This is a genomic window from Mesorhizobium sp. (genome assembly GCF_024509055.1).
Lineage (GTDB): Bacteria > Pseudomonadota > Alphaproteobacteria > Rhizobiales > Rhizobiaceae > Mesorhizobium.
The window spans coordinates 1-20,501 of sequence record NZ_JANINM010000397.1 but is presented as its reverse complement, the minus strand read 5'-3'; the positions used below and the strand labels follow the sequence as shown (position 1 = coordinate 20,501).

The following is a 20,501-nucleotide window of genomic DNA, read 5'->3' as shown; positions in this document are numbered from 1 at the left end:
ACGCCGGCGTCGTCATCGTGCCCACCCCCGCCTCCTTCGGCGAGGTCGTCGCCGACACCCTGGCAAGGACCAAGAAGGCGGCATAGTCCGGGACGCGGGCCTGCTTCGCCGAAATCGCCGTCAACACCACGAAACCGCTGCTGTCAGCCTGGCGGTTTCGCACGGCCTGCTGCGCAAGGTTGGGGATGCAAATGAAGCCGCGTGTGATTGTAACCCGACGTTGGCCGGCCAAGGTGGAGGCGCTCCTGGCGGAACGGTTCGATGCGGTGTTGAATGACGATGATGTGCCGTTGACGCCAGCGGATTTCGCAACGGCGTTCCGGACCTACGACGCGATACTTCCGACCGTCAGCGATCGGCTGCCAGCCTCCGTGTTTCCGTCTGAAGACTGTCGCACGAGGTTGCTCGCCAACTTCGGTGTCGGTTTCAGCCATATAGACGTGGCGGCTGCCCGAGACCGCGGCATTGCCGTCACCAACACACCGGGAGTACTGACGGATTGCACGGCCGACATCGCGATGAGCTTGCTCCTGTTGGTGGCACGCCGTGTCGGCGAGGGTGAACGACAACTGCGCGCCGGCGCCTGGAAAGGATGGTGTCCAACACATCTCATAGGCACCAGGGTTTCGGGCAAGAAGCTCGGAATCATTGGCATGGGACGCATCGGCAAGGCCATGGCGAGCCGGGCGCATTTCGGCTTCGGCATGGACGTCGTTTTCTACAATCGTTCCAAGGTCGAAGACGACGAGACCCGGTCGATGTCCGCCCGGCAACTTCCATCCATCGAGGCGGTGCTGGCGGAGTCCGACTTCGTTTCGCTGCATTGCCCGGGTGGAGCCGAAAACAAGCATCTGATTGATGAAGCAAGGCTTTCGAGCATGAAGCCGACCGCCTTCCTCATCAACACCGCGCGCGGGGATGTGATCGACGAGACCGCCCTTGTCCACGCGCTCGACAGGGGGACGATCGCTGGAGCTGGGCTCGACGTATACGCCGAGGAACCGGCAGTGCCCGGTGGCCTGCTTGCAAGGGAGAACGTGGTCCTGCTTCCCCATCTTGGCAGCGCAACCACGGAAACACGGGAAGCGATGGGCATGAAGGCGCTGGAGAACCTCATCGCTTTCTTCGACGGCAAACCCGCTCCGGATCGGGTGGTGTGACGGCGGTGCCTGGCCCCCGCGTCGGCGCTGACGGATCTGCGAAAAGAGGCGATCGACCTGTTCCGGACGGACGTCGCTGCGGCCCAGCCCGGTCCAGCGGTTGTCACAACGCCGGAACGGCACTCCAATCGACTTCAAAAGGCTGAGCGCGTCGCCATTATCGCCTTCGGCAAGGCAGCTTGCGCGATGATTCGCGCGACACTGCTCTCGATTGGTGGCAAGCTGCATAAGGCTGAAGCCGTCACCAATGCCGTGCCAATGATGGCGTGGCCGCTATCACGACAGTCCCCAAATCCAAGGTGCGTCAAACTGGTCGATTGTACTGGAAGGAAAAATACATTCATGTTATGAATTATTACTGTGGTGGATTGCGGGCGTCCATCGGGACGCCGGAAGGTGGTTGGGGCAGCGAAATGGTCTGCCGACCATAGAGGATTGCAAGGGAGAGGGGCGCAGGGACCAAGGGCCGGGAACGCGCATGAATGCCGCCGAGTCTGGGATCAGCGCCAATGTATCGGGACTAGGTGGAGTCAATGCCCGAAAAGAGCAGATTCAGGATCCTGATCGGTGAGCGCAATCCACTCGTGGTCGCTGCCCTTGGGGATATGATCTCGCGAGATAACCGCTTCGATCTCGTTGACAGCGTCCAGTCTGGTGAAGCTTTTCTCCGGGCGGTGTCGGCCTCAACTCCCCAGTTTGATGTCGCCGTGCTCGGGTGGAAATTGTCGGATATGGACGCCGGTGGTGTCATGACGGAGATGCAACGGCGCGGTCTGCATGCGCGCCTCGTGATCTTTTCCAACGATCACGATATCGCCATCCTCAAGCAGTGTGTGCGCCTTGGCGTCCAGGGATTCTGCTATCAATTCGACGACCCGGCGATCCTCTTCGACACCTTGGTTGCGGTCGCAAATGGCCGGATTTGCGTCCCCTACCTGGACGTGTCCAAAATCAACGACACTCCAATGTCGCGGCTGACGACCCGCGAACGCGAGTTGCTTTCAGTGCTGGCCGACGGCTGGACCAATCTGCAAATCGCGACCCGCACCGGCATTTCCGAGAATACAGTCAAATATCACCTCAGGAACCTCTACGACAAACTTGACGTCCGCAACCGGGCCATGGCTGTGGCGCTCTACGCGGGCGAGAAAAACCGAAGGCGCGCTTGAACGCGCCAACAGGGTCCTGGCGTGGCCGGGCTGGCCATCCGGTTTGTCGATCGGAGGCTGTTGTCCTCTATCGAAGGCAAGTCACGGAAGCGGCGCTGGGGTTTACCCGCGCGGCGAAGAGAGGCATCGCAAGCCTTGCCGCGTCGGCGTAAAGCATCCTGCCCGCAGCGCGAACCAGGTCCCTGCCGACGATCGATTCCAGAACACCTTGAGTTCTGAGCGGCATCAGATCGGTGCAGTCGCTCATTCTGACGAAAAGGCTGCTGATCGGCATGGCAACGCCGTGGATCGGAACGAGTGGCTCTTCGTCTTTCTCGCGCCATTCCTCGAGCGCCTCGAGCGCTTCATGAAAAGCATTCTGGAGAGTGATCGGCGCATGTCCTTCAAAGAGATCCGGAAACACCTTGTGCATATCCATGTCCAAGCCCCTCTTGAGGTCCATGAGACGCGCGGAGCCAGCGCGGTTATGCAGTGCGGCCCCTATCGTTGCATTTTCCTATAAGGCAACATGTTTGCATAACAGTTAAATCCTGTCCAGCGCCGAAACGCGCTGGACCAATATTGGCAAGATCGTGATCCGGTGGTCCCAGATGGCGTTGCCGACCATCATTTGGTTGGTACTCCCACCCACCCGAACGAATGGCAAATCTACCCATCCGGGCGTTTTCAAGAATATGAAAAGCCTGTCTGCTTCCAGATGGAGAATCCCGGCATGTCCGCTCGTTCGGCGAGCTCGGGACAACACTGGAAGAATGGGTGCCGCTTTGAACGACAGCAGACCAATCAGCTGTCATGACGACGTCAGGAGCCTGCTTTTCAGGCTCCTGACGTCCGTTGTCAGCGAACGGGAACCCGGGCTGGGAGATGTGCTGACCGGACGTGCAAGCCTCGATACCCTGGCCGACGCCCAGCGCATTCCGGCCCTGCAGGCAACAGGGATATGGTTCCAGCTTGTCGCAATCGCCAACGAATTGCTGGCAATGCGTTCACGCCGCGAGCTTGAGCAAATGGGTGGCGCGGACGAGGTGGTTGGCTCCTTCGCCAATGTTATCGGTGAAATGAAAGCAGCAGGCTACCCGGCCGAGGAGATCCAAACCACCCTCGATACGCTGAGTGTCGGTCCAACCATGACCGCTCACCCGACCGAGGCAAAGCGAGTCACGGTTCTCGAAATCCACCGGCGCATCTACCGAAAGCTCACTGAGCTCGAACAAGAACGTTGGGCGCCGCGCGAGCATCAACAATTGATCGACGATCTTCAGAGCGAGATCGAGTTGCTGTGGATGTCGGGTGAATTACGGCTTGAACGCCCCTCGGTTGAAAGTGAGATTGCCTGGGGTCTGCATTTTTTCCGCGAGGTCATCTTCGAGGCGACGCCGAAGATATATGATGCCGTCGAGGAAGCGCTCGCCCGTCACTATCCGAAATACGACCTCAAGGTGCCATCCTTCATGCGTTACGCATCGTGGATCGGCGGGGACCGTGACGGCAATCCGAATGTGAGCGCAAGCACTACCGCTCATGCGCTGAAGGAAACGCGCCAGGCGATCATCGGATGGTATATCCAGCAGGTTCGCCGATTGATTACCGTGCTGAGCGTCAGCGCCAATGTCGTCGACATCCCGGAAGACTTCAACAAGGCGTTGGCCCAGGCTCTGCACCGGAGCGGCGCGGCTCGGGAGATTGTGGTGCGCAATCCGGGCGAGCCGCTGCGGCAGTTCGCGGCCGCCATGCTGGATCGCTTGCGTGCCACGATCGGCGAGGCCAGCGCCAGGCCATATGCCCGCGCGGAGTTGTTCAAGGCCGACCTGCGCCACCTCGAAACGGTGCTTGCCAAACTGGGCGGCAACCTCGTCGCGCGGCGCTTCGTGCGCCCCTTGCGCCAGCAAGTCGAAACCTTCGGTTTCCGCACGGTCGCATTGGACATTCGCCAGAACTCGACTGTGGTCAATCGAGTGCTGGCCGAGCTTTTCAGGCTTACAGATGGTGACCGGGTGCCGGAGCCCGATACACCACAATGGGGCCTGCGTATTCGTTCGGCCCTCAGCTCCGGCGAACGACCCAGCATCGACCGGGCGGTGCTTTCGGCGGAGGCGTGCGAGCTCCTTGACCTGTTCGACGTCATTCGCGAGGCCGCGTCCGGACCGAATGGCGGCGCGGTGGGCGCCTTCATCCTGAGCATGACACGCTCTTGCGATGACCTGCTTGCCGTCTATCTGCTCGGCCAGTACTGCGGCATGGCCACAGCGCTCGACGGCAGCGGCACGATCGGACTGCGTGTCGTGCCACTTTTCGAGACGATTGCGGACCTGCGTGCCGCGGCAGATATTTTGGATCGGCTGCTGGCGGTCTCGATCGTGCGTCGCTCGCTGAGCGACTTCTCCAACCGGCAGGAGATCATGCTGGGATATTCCGATTCGAACAAGGACGGCGGCTTCCTTGCTTCGAACTGGGAATTGAATAAGGCGCAAAGGCGCATCCATGCCCTTGGCCAGAAGCGAAAGATCAAGATCAGCTTCTTCCATGGCCGTGGCGGTTCGGTCAGCCGAGGTGGCGCGCCGACGGGCCGGGCGATCGCCGCCCAGCCCGCCGGCACGGTCGGCGGAGCCATGCGCGTGACTGAGCAGGGCGAGGTGGTGTCGTCGAAATTCGCCAATCGTGGCACGGGGCGTTACCAGCTTGAAATCTTCGCCGCGAGCGTTTTCGCGCACAGCGTGAAGTCGGCCAATGAGCCCGAGCTGAGGGATATCCCCGAGTTCAATGAGGCTCTGGAGGCGTTGACCGGCATGTCGCAGGCGTCCTATTCGAGCCTTATTAACGAGCCTGGCTTTATCGACTATTTCCATCAGGCGAGCCCCGTGGAGGAGCTGTCGCTGCTCAAGATCGGATCGCGTCCGGCGCGTCGCTTCGGGGCTCGTGACATTTCCGACCTGCGCGCCATTCCCTGGGTTTTCGCCTGGAGCCAGAACCGGCATCTGCTGACCAATTGGTACGGCATCGGCAGCGCGCTCAAATCCTTCGTCAACGTTCGTGGCAACGCCGGATTGGAACTGCTCAGGCAGATGTTCGAGCGATCGCGCTTCTTCCGTCTCATCGTCGATGAAGTCGACAAGGGAATTTATCAGACCGACATGGAAATCGGCCAGCTTTACGCCAGTCTGGTGCAAGATCGCGAAGTGGGTGAACGCATCTACCGCAAGATCGCCGCCGAATATCTGCTGACCCGAAACATGATCGCCGAGGTCAATGGCGGGCTGAAAGTCTCGCAGCGCTTCCCGGTCTTCAAGCAGCACTTCGATCGCACCAGGCCACAGATGGACAGCATACACCGATTGCAGGTGCAGCTCTTGCGCGAGGTCCGTGCACAGGACGGCTCCACCGCAAAACCCAAGCGGGCGGTCAACGCGCTTTTGCTTTCGATCAACTGCATTTCGACCGGTCTTGGCTGGACCGGGTGATCGCAATCTCGGCGCAAGTGCCGCGTTGCAAGGGAGGACTGCATGAACATATCGACCAAGCCTGGCATTGACGCTTCAGGTCGTTTCTTCCACGCCGGCGTGGCCGTTACCGATCACGCCGTCAATGACGCCATGAAGCGCGAGCTCACTCGCCAGCGTGACGAGATTGAGCTGATCGCTTCCGAAAACATCGTCTCCAAGGCGGTGCTCGAGGCTCAAGGTTCGGTGCTGACCAACAAATATGCGGAAGGTTATCCCGGCCGCCGGTACTATGGCGGCTGCCAGTTCGTGGACGAGGTCGAGGATTTGGCACGCGAGCGCGCCAAGATGTTGTTTGGCTGCTCCTTCGCCAATGTCCAGCCGAACTCCGGCAGCCAGGCCAACCAATCGGTTTTCATGGCGCTGATGCAGCCAGGAGATACCTTTCTGGGTCTCAATCTCGCCGCCGGGGGCCATCTCACCCATGGCGCGCCGGTCAACCAGTCCGGCAAGTGGTTCAACGTCGTCTCCTACGGAGTTCGCCCCGACACTCATCGCATCGACCTCGATGAGGTGCGCGATCTGGCGCGCAAGCACCGGCCCAAGGTGATTCTTGCCGGCGGCTCCGCCTATCCGCGCATCATCGATTTCAAGACCTTTCGCGAGATCGCCGACGAGGTCGACGCCAAGCTGTTCGTCGACATGGCGCATTTTGCCGGCCTGGTTGCTGGCGGCGTCCATCCGAATCCGCTCGAACACGCCCATGTGGTGACCACAACCACGCACAAGACCCTGCGCGGCCCGCGCGGCGGCATGGTTCTTTCCAACGACGAGGAGATTGGCAAGAAGATCAACTCGGCGGTGTTCCCTGGCCTCCAGGGTGGACCGCTGATGCATGTCATTGCCGCGAAGGCAGTCGCTTTCGGGGAGGCGCTGGCGCCCGAATTCAAGGCCTATGCGGCCAATGTAGTATCAAACGCCAAGGCATTGGCCGAAACACTGTCCGACGGTGGCGTCGATATCGTCTCGGGCGGCACCGACACGCATCTGATGCTGGTCGATCTGCGTCGGAAGGGCCTGACGGGCAAGGCGGTGGAGGCTGCACTCGGCCGCGCCCATATCACCTGCAACAAGAACGGCATCCCGTTCGACCCGCAGGGACCGATGGTGACGTCGGGCATCCGCCTGGGTACCCCGGCCTGCACCACGCGCGGCTTGCTCGTGGACGAGTTCCGCCAGGTCGGACGCTTGACGATGAGCGTAATCGATGGGTTGGCTGCGAATGGCGAGGCCGGCAACGCGGCAATCGAGGCGGCCGTGCGCGAGGAAGTGCACGATCTACTCAGCCAATTCCCGATCTACTGATGCGTGGAGCATTTCAGTTCGGATAGAGCTGGTCGTGCGGGATCTGTTTCCCGAGCAATTCCGGACGAATCGTCGTTAAGCCCTTTCACGGATTGCTTTGCGAAAAGCATTTCGGTGAGATGATTCGATTTGGCATGACCTGGACCGGCTCATGGTTTGGCGAAAATCGCCAGACTGCTCGAATTATCTATTTTCATACAATTGAAGAATTTCCATAGTTGCTTTGAAGAGCCGTCTTCGGTCGTGGTGGCGGCTTCAAATTCCTACTGATGCACCCGAACGGCAAGGCTTCCGGTGGCGGCACTCCGCTATCGGAAGATGCGCTCCCTCAGGTTTGACGCGTGTCGAATGCACGGCGCGCGAGGGCAAGCCCATATCCGGGTTCAAGTCTCCTGAGGGCATCTCTGCCCTGCCGCCGCCATCCACTATCTGCATCGCGTCACTTGACAGGAAATTAACTTTGCCGGATATTTCCTGATGGGAAATTAATTTTCCCCATGCGCTACGACGCAACGAAGCCGAAAATGGCCATCTGGAGGAGAACATATGGAAGCTACAATCAGTGATCGAGCTGGCGAACTCAGCCTCAACCAGCGCATCGACAAGATGCACGCGCGCGATCGCGCAGGCCTGCTGGCCTTCATTGTCGTGCTGTGGGGCACACTTCTGTTCGCGCTGTTCAGCGTCTGGCCGTACATTTCGATCCCCGCAATGCGCATCATCTTGTCGATAGCTTGTGGGTTGGTGTTGGCCTTCAACACGGCGGCCGTCGTCGCCATGCTGCGCCACTATGTCGAAGACAAGCATTTCATCTACGGCCTGGACATCAAGCATCTCGACGAGATGCGCAGGCGCCGGGGCTGAGGAGCTGGAACATGGCATATCAACCTCCGAAACAAAGCCTCGCCGGTCAGGTCTTCGACGTCATCACCCTGCTCGTTCTGACGGTGGGCGCCCTCTATCTGCCTCTCTATCTGGGGTTTGCCGGCGCCGCCAAAACGCCTAATCCGATCGCCAACCCGACGTGGGAAGCGCTCGGCCAGAATCCCGTCGAAACCAAGCAATGGATGGCTATCGGGATCACCGATCCAGCCGCCGCAAACGATATCATCAACGCCCGTTTCGACTACAGCTTCAGCTGGGCTCCGCTGATCATCATGGTGGCGCTGGTAATTGGCTATTTTGTCTTGGTCGTGCGGCTTTCCGGCAGGGAATACCGGGAAGTGATCGAAGAACGTTTCAACTCGAAGCGGCGTTAGGGAGGCGACCTTGGATATCTGGAACATTCTTGAATACGCGGCCTGGGCCCTTTCGGCCATGTTCGGCGCGCTGATGCTCATCAATCTCATTCGCATCGACACCACCTACGACAACGACCTGCTGACCTCATCCCGCGAAGGCGAGATCGAGGTGACGGCCGAGCGCCACACGATCTGAGGGGAACGGAGATGGCAAATGTAACTTCAACCGGAGCCGGGACCGAGCGGCTTCAGCTCCTGCGCGTGCTCGGCCCCGCCCATATCTGGGCACTCGGCGTCGGCATCGTGCTTGTCGGCGAGTATATGGGCTGGAACTTCTCCGTCGGCAAAGGCGGCATGATCGCCGGCCTTATCGCATGTTGGGTGGCCGGCCTGCTCTACACCTGCGTGGCGATGATCGATTCCGAAGTGACGTCGACCATTGCCGCCGCCGGCGGCCAATACGCTCAGGCAAAGCACATCGTCGGGCCATTGATGGCCTTCAACGTCGGCCTCTTCCTTGTCATGGCCTACACCATGCTCGAGGCGGCCAATGCGATCACCGTCGGCTATCTGCTCGACACGGTAGCGGGCATGATGGGCCATACCGGGCTCAACCAGCAGCCCTTCATCGTCCTCGCCATCATGTTCCTGGCATGGCTCAACTTCCGCGGCGTGCTGGCGACGCTGACCTTCAATCTGGTCATTACAGCCATCGCCTTCCTGGCCATCATTGCGCTGTTCGTATCGGTGCAGCTCGGCGCCTCCGCCGTTCCGCTCGATTTCTCGGCGATCACCAAGGCTCCGCTGCCCTATGGCTGGATCGGCATCGTAGCGTCCCTGCATTTCGGTTTGTGGTACTATCTCGGCATCGAGGGAACCTGCCAGGCAGCCGAGGAAGTGCGCTCGCCGGCGCGCTCCCTGCCTTACGGCACCATGGCTGGCATCATGACGCTGCTGATCGCAGCGACCATGACATGGTATGTCTGCTCCGGCCTCCTGCCTTGGGAGTATCTCGGCCAAGCCGGAACGCCACTCTTCGACGCCGCGCGCGTGACGGGAAATGCCGGTCTGATGGTGCTTCTGTTCGTCGGCACGATGTTTTCGACACTCGCCTCGGCGAACGGATGCATCAACGACGCTTCACGTGCCTGGTTCTCGATGGGGCGCGACCGCTATCTGCCGAGTTGGTTCGGCGCGGTCCATCCGGTCTATCGCACGCCGTACCGGTCGATCGTCTTCCTGGTTCCCATTGCGCTCATCTTCGCGCTTGGCGCACCGCTCGACCAGGTCGTGACCTTCTCGATCCTGTCGGGCCTGCTGGGATACACCTTCATGACCTTCAACATGGTCATGTTCCGGCGCAAATGGCCGCTCGACTCGATCAAGCGTGGCTATGTGCATCCGCTCCACCCACTGCCGGTGATCGTCCTGCTGGTTCTGTGCGCTGCCGCGTATTTCGCCGTTTTCCTCGGCTACGGTACGCAGCTCAGCGCGATGATGTGCTTCTACATCGTGGCATCGCTTTGGTTCCATTTCCGGCGCTATCAGTTCGTGCGTCGAGGCGACCAATTCACGATGCCCTGGCCAAAGCCGCTCGGCTACTGACCCAGTCAGGCGTGGCGGTGCCTCCGGCGCCGCCACGTATTTATCAAGGCGATCCAGATGATCACCACAATCGTTCTTTCAGCTTTCATCGCTGCCTCCTGCATATGGATGGGCAAGCGTGCGATCAGCGACCATCGCGCCATTCTCGCCAAACGCAGGGGGCTTCTTGACGAGGCGGCGAGGCTTTTTCCGGATGCACGGATTAGCTTGGCCCCCGATCATTTTCCTATTCTCGTCGGCCGCCTTGACGACGGCAGGCAGGTCCGGGTCGAGCTCCTTGCCGACACGTTGGTGACGCGTCGTCTGCCGCAGCTCTGGCTCAGAGTGACACTTAGCGAAGTTAGCGAACGAAGCCGGCCGGCGATTGGCGTGCTCGCCCGCCCGACAGGTGCTGAATACTATTCTCTCGTCCATGACTTGCCCGAATGGATGGCGCCGCCTGAGACCAACGCTTCATTGTTGATGCGGGGCGACGGTCGCGCGACCGCGGGGCAGGTGGAGCGAGCCGCAGCTGTGTTTCGCAACCTCTTTTCCGATCCCACCGTCAAGGAAGCCGTCATTTCGCCGCGGGGCACCCGGGTGATCCGCCAGGCCGCGCAGGGCGAGCGCGCGGCACATCTGTTTCTGCGGCAGATCCGGTTTGCTGTCGCGACGATTTCAGTCGATCTCGTCCAAAAGGCAGTCTCGGAGGCCAAGGCTTTGAGTCAGGCGCTGAGTGCAAGCGAACCCACCGTTCAAGTTTACGAAGTCGCCTGAGGTGCCGCCATGGCCAAGCCGATCAATCCTTACTTAGTCCTTGCCCTGGCGATCGTTTTGCCCGGTGCTGGCCATGTCGCTGTGCGTAGCACCGCGCGCGGTCTCGCATTCGCCTTCTTCGTGATCTTGTTCTCGATGATCAGCTACATGACGACGCCGCCCGACAGATCGTTCGTCGGTCGTCATGCCTTTGGGTTGTTTGTCTGGGCATTGTCGATCCCGGATGCCTATCGTCGCGCTCGGATCCTTGCTGCTACGGCAGGTTCGGCGCCGATGAACACCGCGGTGCGGGCCGGAGATTGACGAGGAAACCAGGCGCGAATTCACCCGCCAGTAGCGGCGGTCCCCGGTGAGTTTCGCAACTGATGGCCTCAACCCGGTTGGCGAGGAGTGCGCCTCTATTTCTAAGCGCCCTCAACGTCGGCGGTCGATCCTCTGTCAATCGGGCGGCTTCGGGACATCCTGACTATCTCTGGTCTGACCGTGTTCTGGGTTTCACGGAACGCCCGGCGAAACGCGCGAGGTGATTGTCCGAACTGCGCGGTGAAGGCCCGCGTGAAAACCGCGGGGTATGAAAAGCCGCAGGCATAGGCGATATCCTTGATGTCGCGCTCCTCGTAGAAAAGCAGGTTGCGCGCCGCCTGCAGGCGGGAGCGCAGGTAGAGTTGGTTGGGCGTCTGGTTGAACTGGCGCAGGCAACAGCGCTCCAGTGTTCGCACCGAAATGCCGAGGTGGCGGGCAAGGCTTTTCGGTGACAGCGGGAAATCGAGATTGCTTTCCATCAACGCCACGATCCTGTGGGACAGGGACGGCTTTGCCTCGCCCACCTCATCATCGTCCGTTCGTTGCGGATGAATGCCCTCGCGCGGCGTGTGAATAAGCGCATTGGCGACTTCCTTGGCAAGGCTTGATCCGTGCAGCCTTCCGATCAGATCGAGCATCATGTCGAGCGTTGCCACTCCGCCCGCGCAGAAGGCAAGTTGACGGTCGATGGAATAGATCTGGTTCTTTGTCCTGGCCGCCGGAAAATGCTCAAAATACGATGACACCGCCTCCCAGTGCACCACAGCCTCGCGGTCGCCGGTGAGGCCGGCTGCCGCGACAGCGAAGGCGCCCGTGTCGACGCCTATGAGCATCGATCCATGCCGATAGGCATTGCGCAGGGCTCCGCGCACGTTGGCAGATATATTCTGCGTCGGCAGGTTGCCTTCCAGGACTACCAGAAAATCACAGCGCGGAAAGTTCGCCAGATCGTGGTTGGCGGCAACCCACATGCCGTTGCTTGCGCGTACCGCGTCGCCGGAATCCGAGATCATTATCCACTCGAAAAGATCCAGGCCGCTGTTCTGGTTCGCGATGCGCAGCGCTTCGGTCGCCAGGATGAGGGCATTCATGGGAAATTCGGGTTGCAGCACGAAGCCAAACCGCGGCCGGCGGTTCGAGGCTGCTGCGATGACAGAGTTCCTATCCGCTTCCACCGTGAGTGTCCCAGAAAAATATTAGGCGGCGCTACAGGTCAATTATGTGACGTTGTCGATCAACTCACAAGAGGCTGATTGGCCAACATTGTCAGCACGTCGAGAGCACGTTCTGGGACGATCTCGATGCGGGAACATAGAAAAATTGACTCTAACAGAACGTGGCAGACGCCCAGCGTATGCCGCGCGGGAGATCGCCATGGTTTCGACTTCATTGAACAAGCCGCCCTTTGCCTTGAACCGAAGAACGCTTCTGAAGTCAGCTGCGGTCGCGGGGACGGCTCTTGCCGTTCCTCATTTCTGGACCGGCCGTGCCTCCGCGGCCAATCCGACCGAGATCGTCCATTGGAGCTGGCTGGCCGCTTCGGATGGCGAGGTGTGGGCCAAGATGATCAGCGCCTTCAACGATGCCCACAAGGACAAGGGCGTCCAGATCCGCATGGAGGTGATTCCGGAAGAACAATATGTCACCAAGGTTCTTGCGGCTTCGGCCACCGGCAAGGCGCCAGACTTCGGCTGGGGCACCGCCGGCAAGTCGGCCCAGCTTGCGCGCGACGAGGTGATCATCCCGCTTGACGACCTTATCGCCAGTTCCGGTCTCGACCTTGCCGACTTCAGCGCATCGTCGATCGCGGCCTCGCGCTATCCGAAATACGACAACAAGATCTTCATGGTCCCCATGGATCTGATGAGCCTGCAGCCCGAAATCAACCTCGATCACGTCAAGGAAGCGGGGCTGGACGCCAGCAAACCGCCGACGGACGGCGAGACGCTTCTCGAATGGGCAAAGGCGATGACCAAGCGCGAAGGCGACAAGGTCACCCGCTCGGGGATCATGATGACGGGTTCCGGCGTTCAGCCCACCGTCACATGGGGCATCGTCGCCGAGCAAATGGGCTTCCAGCGCGCGAGCGATGATCTGAAGACCGCTTGCGTGAATCCCGATGCCGGCAAGGCGGCGATGCAATGGGTGCTCGACCTTTTCGACAAGCACAAGGTCTCGACCCGCGACGTCACCGACCGCTACAAGGCGTTCGGCACAGGGCAGGGCTCGATATTCTGGACCGGTCCCTGGACGCTCAACGGCTATGTCGCGCAGAAGCTGCCGTTCAAGACGGCGCTGTTTCCCAAGATCGGGTCCAAGCTCGTCACTTACCGGGAGCAGGGAGGCCTGGAGTTCTACAAACAGGCGGATCCCGGGCGCCACGAAGCAACGATGGCGGCCGTCAAATGGCTGTCGGACAATAGCTTCCTGTGGACGACGGTCGGCCGCGGCGCCTCGCCCCGCAAATCGATCCTCGATCGGCCGGATTACAAGTCCGCCGGCAATCCGTGGGATATCCGCGGCGCTTTCGTCGATGGAATGAGCATCGCAACTGTCGGCGAGATTCCGGTCGTGAACGGGCCCAACTTCACAATCTACTCGGGCGGCAACTTCCTCGCCAAAACGCTTGAAGGCGTGTGGTCGGGGCAGACGACGATCGATGCCGCGATGGAGCAGATCCAGAAGCAATGGCAGGCCGATCTCGACGAAGGCTGATCCTGAGGGAACCCGACCGATCCCTTGCCCGTCGCGCTAATCATCGCGACGGGCCCCTTGGCCTCGCCGCTACGCGGACAGATCGACATGACGACAGCAACCTTGCAGGGCAGCAGCGACTTCGGACCCGAACCCCGTCAAACGGACCGCGTCGGTTATCTTCTCGTCGCCTTTTTCGCGCTGCCCTTCTTTCTGTTCAACATTCTGCCGGTGCTGTTCGGCTTCTACGTCTCCTTCACGCGCTGGAGCATCGTTGGTTCGCCGAAATGGGTGGGGTTCGACAACTTCTCCAAGGCGTTCAACGACCAATGGGTCGCGGTCGCCTTCAAGAACGTTCTTTTCTATGGGCTGATCATCGTCCCCTGCGTGACCGGGTTCGGCCTGCTGTTCGCACTCTTCGTCAACAAGCGCTATCCGCTGTCGGGCCTGGCGCGCACGCTCTTCTTCGCCCCCACGGTCGTGTCCGCCACCGTGATCGGGCTCGTATGGGTCTGGATGCTCGACACGCAGTACGGCCTGGTCAACTACTACCTTTCCTTTCTTGGCTTCCACGACATCCCCTGGCTCACCTCGACGCAATGGTCGCTCATCGGCGTGAGCATCGCTTCGGTATGGTGGGATCTCGGCCTGGCCTTCGTCTTGTTCCTCGCCGCGCTGCAGGACATTCCGGGTGAGATCATCGAGGCGGCGCGTGTGGATGGCGCCAATCGCTGGCAACGCTTCAAGCATGTGATTCTGCCGCATCTGCGGCCGGTCATAAGCATGGTCGTGACGCTGCAACTCATCTCCACCCTGCGCATCTTCAGCCAGGTCTATGTCATGACCAATGGCGGGCCGGCCAGTTCGTCGTCCTCGCCGATCCACTACATCTACAATCTCGCGATCGTCAGGAACCTCTTCGGCTATGCCGCCGCGGTGTCCCTCATGCTGTTCGCCTTGATCCTCGCGATTACCGCGGTCCAGCGCATCTTTCTGAGGGAGCGCGCGTGATGACCGCCTGGCTCGACGAAAGGCTTGAGAGACGGGGGCTCGAACGGGCGGATCTCTTCATCTGGCCGCTCGGCTTGGCCGTCGCCGTTCTCTGGGCACTGCCCTTCGTGTGGATGGTCTCGACTTCCTTCAAGTTTCCAAGCGACGTGATGACCCGGGATATCGAATGGCTCCCGCGGCGCGTCACTTTGGATAACTACATCAAGGTCTTCGACTATCCCGTCATACGCTGGGGCTTCAACAGCGTCGTGCAGGCGACGATATCGACGTTCCTTTGCGTCCTGTTCGGTGCGATGGCCGGCTATGCACTGGCGCGCATGCGCTTCCCCGGCCGGGACGCGCTGTTCTACATCTTTCTCGCCTCGCTGATGATACCCACCGAAGTGTCGGTGATCCCGCTGCTGCTTGGTTTCATCAAGATGGGCTGGGCCAGCACCTACCAGGCGCTCATCCTGCCGTCGATCGGCAACGTCTTCAGCGTCTACATCTTCCGCCAGTTCTTCATGTCGTTTCCCAAGGAATTGGAGGAGGCGGCAAAAATGGACGGCGCGGGTCCGTTCAACCTGTTCTTCCGCATAGCGCTGCCGCTGGCGCGAGCGCCGGCGATCGCGGCTTCGGTCATCATCTTCACCCTGAACTGGAACAACTTCCTGTGGCCGCTTCTGGTCACCTTCGATGAGTCGATGAAGACCCTTCCGGTCGGCGTGGCCGCCTTCACGCCAGTCGTTGGGACACGCACCCAGATCGAGGGCTTCAGTGTCGCCATGGCCGCGGTGACCATCCTCAGCGTACCCAGCCTGCTGCTGTTCTGCTTCCTGCAACGCTACTTCATCCAGGGCCTCTCCCAAGGCAGCGTGAAACAATGACCGTGAGAACCTATTCCCGCACCGATCTCATCGATTCTTTGCCGGATCTGCATTTCATCGATGGCAAATGGACCGGATCCGGCGACGGCCGGACATTCGAAACCATCGATCCCAGCACCGAGGCGGTGCTGGGAAGCGTTGCGCGCGGCGGCGTCCGCGAGATCGATGTGGCCGTCAACGCCGCCCATCGCGCGCAGCACGGCGATTGGCGCAATTTCAGTCCGGCCCAGCGCGGACAACTGATCTTCAAGCTCGCGGATTTGATCGAGGCGGAAGCCGAGCGGCTTGCGCTGTTCGAAACGCTCGATGTCGGCAAGCCGGTGAAGGAGTCGCTCGGCGATGTCAGGGGCGTCTGCGCGACGTTGCGCTACAATGCTGGCGCGGCCGACAAGATGGAAGGGTCGACGATCCCGCTCGGGCGCGACTTCGTCGACTTCACAATGCTGGAGCCGGTCGGCGTGACGGCTCATATCGTGCCCTGGAACTATCCACTGGGCATGGTCGCTCGCTCGGTGGCGCCGGCGCTTGCCGCGGGCTGCACGGTTGTGATCAAGCCGGCGGAGCAATCGCCGCTCACTGCCCTGGCTTTCGCCGAACTCTGCCAGCGGGCTGGCTTCCCCGACGGCGTCGTCAACGTCGTGGCAGGCTTCGGGGAAGACGCCGGCGCCGCGCTGGTGTCGCACCCGCTGGTGCGCGGCATCACCTTCACCGGATCGGTCGAGACCGGACGCAAGATCTATTCCGGCGCGGCACAGGGCCTGAAGCCCGTGGTGCTCGAGCTCGGCGGCAAGAACCCGATGATCGTGATGGAAGACGCCGACCTCGAACGGGCAGCCTTCGATGCGCTTGACGGTGCATTCGGCAATAGCGGCCAGGTCTGCTCGTCGTCTTCGCGGTTTCTCCTGCATCGATCGATCCGGGAGGAGTTTCTGGCGAGGCTGGCGGAGGGCGCGGCGAAGCTCACCGTCGGCAAGGGGCTCGACAACTGCGATCTCGGCCCGCTGGTCTCAAGCGAGCAATACGCCAAGGTAAGGTCGTATATCGATGCCGGCAGCAAGTCGGGTGCGAAGCTGCGCCTCGGCGGCGGCCGCCCGCGAGGCCTGGAGGCCGGGTATTTCGTCGAGCCGACGATATTCGAAGGTGTCGATCCCGCCAGTGCCCTGGCGCGCGAGGAGATATTCGGCCCGGTCGCCGTGGCACTCTCCTTTGACACCGATGCCGAGGCTCTCGCGATGGCCAACGGTCTCGGTTTCGGCCTCGTGACGGGCGTTTACAGCCGCGACATTTCCCGCGCCCTGACGTTTGCCCGCGATGTCGAAGCCGGCTCGGTCTGGATCAACGGCTGGTTCATCGGCGGCGTGCAGGCGCCGACCGGCGGCATCAAGGAAAGCGGCGTCGGCCGTGAGCGCGGCCTGCCCGGCATTCGCAACTATCTCAATATCAAGAACATCGGAATCCGGCTGTAGGCCGTAAGAGCAAAGACATCCCAAGAGAGGAATTCAGGGAATGACTGTTGTACGAGACGTTGAGCATTATACGATCTTCAAGGATGAGGCGCATTGCGTCAACCAGATCGCAACGCGACTTCTGAAGAACGGCGATATATTGGCTGTGTTCAACGAAGAGCGCTTCCCCTTCCATCACGACAGCGGCCAGACGCTGATGACCCGCTCGAAGGACGGCGGCAAGACCTGGAGCCAGCCGAAGGTCGTGCTGCCGTGGTCCGAAACGCAGGGCAACTGGGACTGCGGCATTTGCGAGATGCAGGACGGTACGCTCATCGTCAATCTGACCATCACCGGCTTCTTCAAGCGCGGCATAAAGCCCGAACAGCCGTCGTGGAGCTCGCACCCCAACACCAAGGAATGGGGTGACTGGACCTGGGCCTACAAGACGCAGGCCTGGCTCGGCACGTTCGTCGTCAAGTCCAAGGACGGAGGCGAGACCTGGACGCAGCCCATTCCCGTCAATGTGCGTCCGCTCAAGCACGGCGGCTGCCGCCTGGGCTGCTGGGAGTTGCCGAACGGTTCGCTGCTGATGGGTCTCTACGGCCGCATCCATGGCTATGAGGAAGAAGGCGAGGGGGAAAGCACGCGCTCGGCGCTGATGCGCTCCGACGACGGCGGCGACAACTGGGAGTATTTCTCGACGCTCGGCTACGACCCGGCCAGCATCATCGACTACGAGGAGCCTGGCCTTGTAAGGCTCGCGGACGGCAGGCTGGTCTGTTTCATGCGCACGCATGTCAACCCGACCAGCGACGCCAAGAACATGGTCATGACCATTTCCGAGGACGACGGTTTCAGCTGGACGCCGCCCAAGTGGACCAACATCTGGGGCTATCCGCCGGAGCTCATCGCGCTTCAGGACGGCCGTTATCTGATGGTCTACGGCTATCGCCGGCCGCCCTATGGCGTGCGTGGGATCATTTCGGACGACGGCGTGACCTGGGATGTGAAGAACGAGTTCGTCATTCGCGAAGGCGGCGTGCCGGGCCGAACGGTGACCGAGACACCCGGTTCTAGCCGCATGTCGCCAGCCTCCGGCAAGATCGAAGGCGGCGGCGTCGATTGGAACCACCCCGGCATCTACCAGCACATCGGCTACCCGAGCGTCGTCCAGACGCAGGATGGCGCGATCGTCTGCTCCTATCACGAATGGAGCGATGACCCGAAGCCGCTGCAATATGTCCGCTGCACACGCTTCCGGATCTGAGCCCGAAGATGAACCCCGGCGCGGCAGCCCTGATACCTCGGATGGACCATCGGACGGTCCATCGCGATCTGCATGCCTACAGCGCGCATCCCCATCTCGCGGTTGCGGCCAACGACAACTGGCTGCTGGTCTTCACGCAGTCGCGCCGCCGTGCCGGGGTCCTGCATCCGCCGCAGGACCCGCTGTACTGCAACATGATGATGCGATCGGCTGACGAGGGGAGAAGCTGGTCGGCGCCTTCCGTGGTCCCCGACTTCGGCTGGCAGGGGGTGGAATGTGCCGGGCTCACGCCGCTTCGGTCAGGCGTGGTGCTTCTGAACCAGTGGCGCTTCGACTGGCACACGCTCGCCCATGCCGAGGCCCATCTTGCGCCCGGCACCTATACGCGCCCGGAGGATCTGACGGGCGCCGCGGCCATGGCGGCCGAGCTTCGGGATTGGACGCCGGAGAAAGCCACGCTTGCCGAACGCTACCCCTGGGCACGCGGAGGCGGCGAGACATGGATTCACCGGTCGGTCGACGGCGGAGCCACCTTCACGGCGTCGACGCGCATCGACACGGCGCCGTTCAGCGGCGGCTACGGCATGCGCGGCGGCATCGAGGTTGACGGCGAAATCATGCTGCCGCTTAGCGACGTGCCGAACTATGCCGCCGTTTTCACGGTGCGATCGGGCGATGGCGGCAATAGCTGGTCCGAGCCGTGTCTTGTGGCGGCGGGAGAGGGGCATGCCTTCGAGGAACCGGCGCCCATCCTGCTGCGCAACGGCCGTATCGTCATGCTGCTGCGCGACAACATCTCTCGCATGTTGCATGTCGTGACGTCGGAGGACGCCGGCCTGTCATGGAGTGTCCCGTCATCGACAGGCATTTGCGACTATCCAGCCGACATGGTGGAACTTGACGACGGCCGCATCGCCTGCGTCGCCGGCAGGCGGCGCGAACCTTTCGGCATTGCCCTCTATGTCTCCAACGACAGCGGAGGCAGCTGGAATCCCACCCACGCGCTTGCGGTCCGCACTGGCCTTCCCAACCGGGATCTGGGTTATCCCTCGCTCGCGCTGCGCGCCGACGGCAGCCTTTTCGTCGCCTACTACGCTCAGGATATCGAAGGCATCACGGGTATCCACGCCAGTGTCCTCATGCCCGAGGCTACCGGCTGGCGCCAGGAGGGACCTGAATATGGCGAGGGTTGAGCTCTCCGGCGTCAAGAAGAAATACGGCCAAAAGACCGTTATCCCCGGGGTCGATCTGACCATCGAGAATGGTGAATTCCTGGTCTTCATCGGACCGTCGGGCTGCGGGAAATCGACGCTGCTGCGCATGATCTGCGGCCTCGAGCCCATCAGCGGCGGAACGGTGACAATCGGCGGCAAGCTGATGCGCGGCGTGCCGCCGGCAAAGCGCGGCGTGGCGATGGTGTTTCAGAGCTACGCGCTCTATCCGCACAAGACCGTCGCCGAAAACATGGCGTTCTCGCTGCTGATGCAGGGCATGCCGAGGGCTGAGCGCGACAGAAGGGTCGCGGCCGTCGCCGAGACGCTTCAGCTTGGCCCATTGCTCGGCCGGTATCCCAGGGAGCTTTCGGGAGGACAACGCCAGCGCGTGGCGATAGGCCGTGCCATCGTGCGCGAACCCGAAGTGTTCCTGTTTGACGAGCCGCTGTCGAACCTCGATGCCGAGTTGCGCGTCCAGATGCGGCTGGAGCTCGCCAAGCTTCATCGAAGCCTTGGCGCCACCATGATCTATGTCACCCACGACCAGACCGAAGCCATGACACTGGCCGACCGGATCGTCGTGTTGCGTGACGGAGTGATCGAGCAGTTCGGAACGCCCGCCCAAATCTACGACGCACCGTGCAACCGCTTTGTCGCCGGCTTCATGGGCTCGCCAAAGATGAGCTTCCTCGAGGCGTTGGTCTCTGGGCAGGAAGGCACGCGTCTGACGCTGCGGATCCCGGGAACGACAGGTGGTTGCGTCGAATTGGAATTGGCGCAGCCGACGGTCCTCTCCGGCAACGTCACCGTGGGCATCAGGCCGGAGCATTTCAACACGCACCAGGCCGCGGGGTCGCGGCTGCTGGCGGACGTCGAATTCGTCGAGCGACTTGGCGGCGAGAGCTTCCTCCATGCGCCCGCGCATCCGGCCGGCGCGCTGGTCATGCGCCAGGGCGACGCGGATG

20 protein-coding genes are annotated in these 20,501 nt (G+C 61.4%); 18 read left to right on the top strand and 2 right to left on the bottom strand.

Translation table 11 applies throughout. The features are described from left to right. The first annotated feature begins 185 nt into the window (after positions 1 to 185). From Q0L57_RS20695 to Q0L57_RS20690, 3 genes are all read left to right on the top strand, one after another. The gene (locus tag Q0L57_RS20695) at positions 186 to 1,160 is read left to right on the top strand and encodes a D-glycerate dehydrogenase (protein ID WP_296744894.1); all 975 of its coding nucleotides are present in this window, start codon (positions 186 to 188) and stop codon (positions 1,158 to 1,160) included. A gap of 9 nt (positions 1,161 to 1,169) precedes the next feature. Continuing rightward, on the top strand, positions 1,170 to 1,511 hold the full coding sequence (locus tag Q0L57_RS34300; RefSeq protein WP_366940937.1) for a DUF4147 domain-containing protein: 342 nt from the start codon (positions 1,170 to 1,172) through the stop codon (positions 1,509 to 1,511). A gap of 182 nt (positions 1,512 to 1,693) precedes the next feature. Then, positions 1,694 to 2,329: a response regulator transcription factor gene (locus tag Q0L57_RS20690; RefSeq protein WP_296744893.1), complete on the top strand. Its 636-nt coding sequence runs from the start codon at positions 1,694 to 1,696 to the stop codon at positions 2,327 to 2,329. 67 nt (positions 2,330 to 2,396) lie between these two features. Here the strand turns inward: Q0L57_RS20690 and Q0L57_RS20685 are convergent, their stop codons facing one another. Further along, entirely contained in the window at positions 2,397 to 2,747 is a 351-nt protein-coding gene (locus Q0L57_RS20685) for a hypothetical protein (protein ID WP_296744892.1), read from the bottom strand. Between the two features lie 172 nt (positions 2,748 to 2,919). Here Q0L57_RS20685 and Q0L57_RS20680 point away from each other — a divergent pair, with 172 nt between their 5' ends. From Q0L57_RS20680 to Q0L57_RS20645, 8 genes are all read left to right on the top strand, one after another. Continuing rightward, a complete protein-coding gene (locus tag Q0L57_RS20680; protein ID WP_296744891.1) occupies positions 2,920 to 5,787 on the top strand; it encodes a phosphoenolpyruvate carboxylase in 2,868 nt (955 codons plus the stop codon). 42 nt (positions 5,788 to 5,829) lie between these two features. Continuing rightward, the gene (gene glyA / locus Q0L57_RS20675) at positions 5,830 to 7,131 is read left to right on the top strand and encodes a serine hydroxymethyltransferase (protein WP_296744890.1); all 1,302 of its coding nucleotides are present in this window, start codon (positions 5,830 to 5,832) and stop codon (positions 7,129 to 7,131) included. A gap of 546 nt (positions 7,132 to 7,677) precedes the next feature. Continuing rightward, positions 7,678 to 7,995 carry a hypothetical protein gene (locus Q0L57_RS20670; RefSeq protein WP_296744889.1) on the top strand — a complete coding sequence of 106 codons (318 nt, stop codon included), beginning with the start codon at positions 7,678 to 7,680 and terminating at the stop codon, positions 7,993 to 7,995. A gap of 11 nt (positions 7,996 to 8,006) precedes the next feature. Then, positions 8,007 to 8,390 (top strand): hypothetical protein, encoded by a 384-nt coding sequence (locus Q0L57_RS20665; protein ID WP_296744888.1) that lies wholly within the window; start codon positions 8,007 to 8,009, stop codon positions 8,388 to 8,390. 10 nt (positions 8,391 to 8,400) lie between these two features. Beyond that, positions 8,401 to 8,568 carry a hypothetical protein gene (locus tag Q0L57_RS20660; RefSeq protein WP_296744895.1) on the top strand — a complete coding sequence of 56 codons (168 nt, stop codon included), beginning with the start codon at positions 8,401 to 8,403 and terminating at the stop codon, positions 8,566 to 8,568. Positions 8,569 to 8,579: 11 nt separating this feature from the next. Then, a complete protein-coding gene (locus tag Q0L57_RS20655; protein ID WP_296744887.1) occupies positions 8,580 to 9,977 on the top strand; it encodes an amino acid permease in 1,398 nt (465 codons plus the stop codon). 57 nt (positions 9,978 to 10,034) lie between these two features. After that, on the top strand, positions 10,035 to 10,733 hold the full coding sequence (locus tag Q0L57_RS20650) for a hypothetical protein (protein ID WP_296744886.1): 699 nt from the start codon (positions 10,035 to 10,037) through the stop codon (positions 10,731 to 10,733). A 9-nt stretch (positions 10,734 to 10,742) separates the two neighbouring features. Further along, positions 10,743 to 11,036: a hypothetical protein gene (locus Q0L57_RS20645; protein ID WP_296744885.1), complete on the top strand. Its 294-nt coding sequence runs from the start codon at positions 10,743 to 10,745 to the stop codon at positions 11,034 to 11,036. A gap of 101 nt (positions 11,037 to 11,137) precedes the next feature. Here Q0L57_RS20645 and Q0L57_RS20640 read toward each other — a convergent pair whose 3' ends face one another. Next, entirely contained in the window at positions 11,138 to 12,127 is a 990-nt protein-coding gene (locus tag Q0L57_RS20640; protein WP_296744884.1) for a helix-turn-helix domain-containing protein, read from the bottom strand. A gap of 283 nt (positions 12,128 to 12,410) precedes the next feature. Between Q0L57_RS20640 and Q0L57_RS20635 the strand changes: the two genes are divergently transcribed. From Q0L57_RS20635 to Q0L57_RS20605, 7 genes are all read left to right on the top strand, one after another. Continuing rightward, a complete protein-coding gene (locus tag Q0L57_RS20635; protein WP_296744883.1) occupies positions 12,411 to 13,751 on the top strand; it encodes an extracellular solute-binding protein in 1,341 nt (446 codons plus the stop codon). Between the two features lie 87 nt (positions 13,752 to 13,838). Next, entirely contained in the window at positions 13,839 to 14,741 is a 903-nt protein-coding gene (locus Q0L57_RS20630) for a carbohydrate ABC transporter permease (RefSeq protein WP_296744882.1), read from the top strand. Continuing rightward, positions 14,741 to 15,607: a carbohydrate ABC transporter permease gene (locus Q0L57_RS20625; protein ID WP_296744881.1), complete on the top strand. Its 867-nt coding sequence runs from the start codon at positions 14,741 to 14,743 to the stop codon at positions 15,605 to 15,607. Before Q0L57_RS20630 ends, Q0L57_RS20625 begins: the two co-directional genes overlap by 1 nt. Then, positions 15,604 to 17,073, top strand: coding sequence for an aldehyde dehydrogenase family protein (locus tag Q0L57_RS20620; protein ID WP_296744880.1), 1,470 nt, complete (start codon positions 15,604 to 15,606; stop codon positions 17,071 to 17,073). Before Q0L57_RS20625 ends, Q0L57_RS20620 begins: the two co-directional genes overlap by 4 nt. Before the next feature lie 40 nt (positions 17,074 to 17,113). Further along, a complete protein-coding gene (locus Q0L57_RS20615) occupies positions 17,114 to 18,322 on the top strand; it encodes a sialidase family protein (protein WP_296744879.1) in 1,209 nt (402 codons plus the stop codon). Between the two features lie 41 nt (positions 18,323 to 18,363). Continuing rightward, positions 18,364 to 19,515, top strand: a complete 1,152-nt coding sequence (locus tag Q0L57_RS20610) for a sialidase family protein (protein ID WP_296744878.1) — start codon at positions 18,364 to 18,366, stop codon at positions 19,513 to 19,515. Continuing rightward, positions 19,502 to 20,501: ABC transporter ATP-binding protein (locus tag Q0L57_RS20605; protein WP_296744877.1), on the top strand; the 1,000-nt coding region annotated here is incomplete at its 3' end. The genes Q0L57_RS20610 and Q0L57_RS20605, both read left to right, overlap by 14 nt.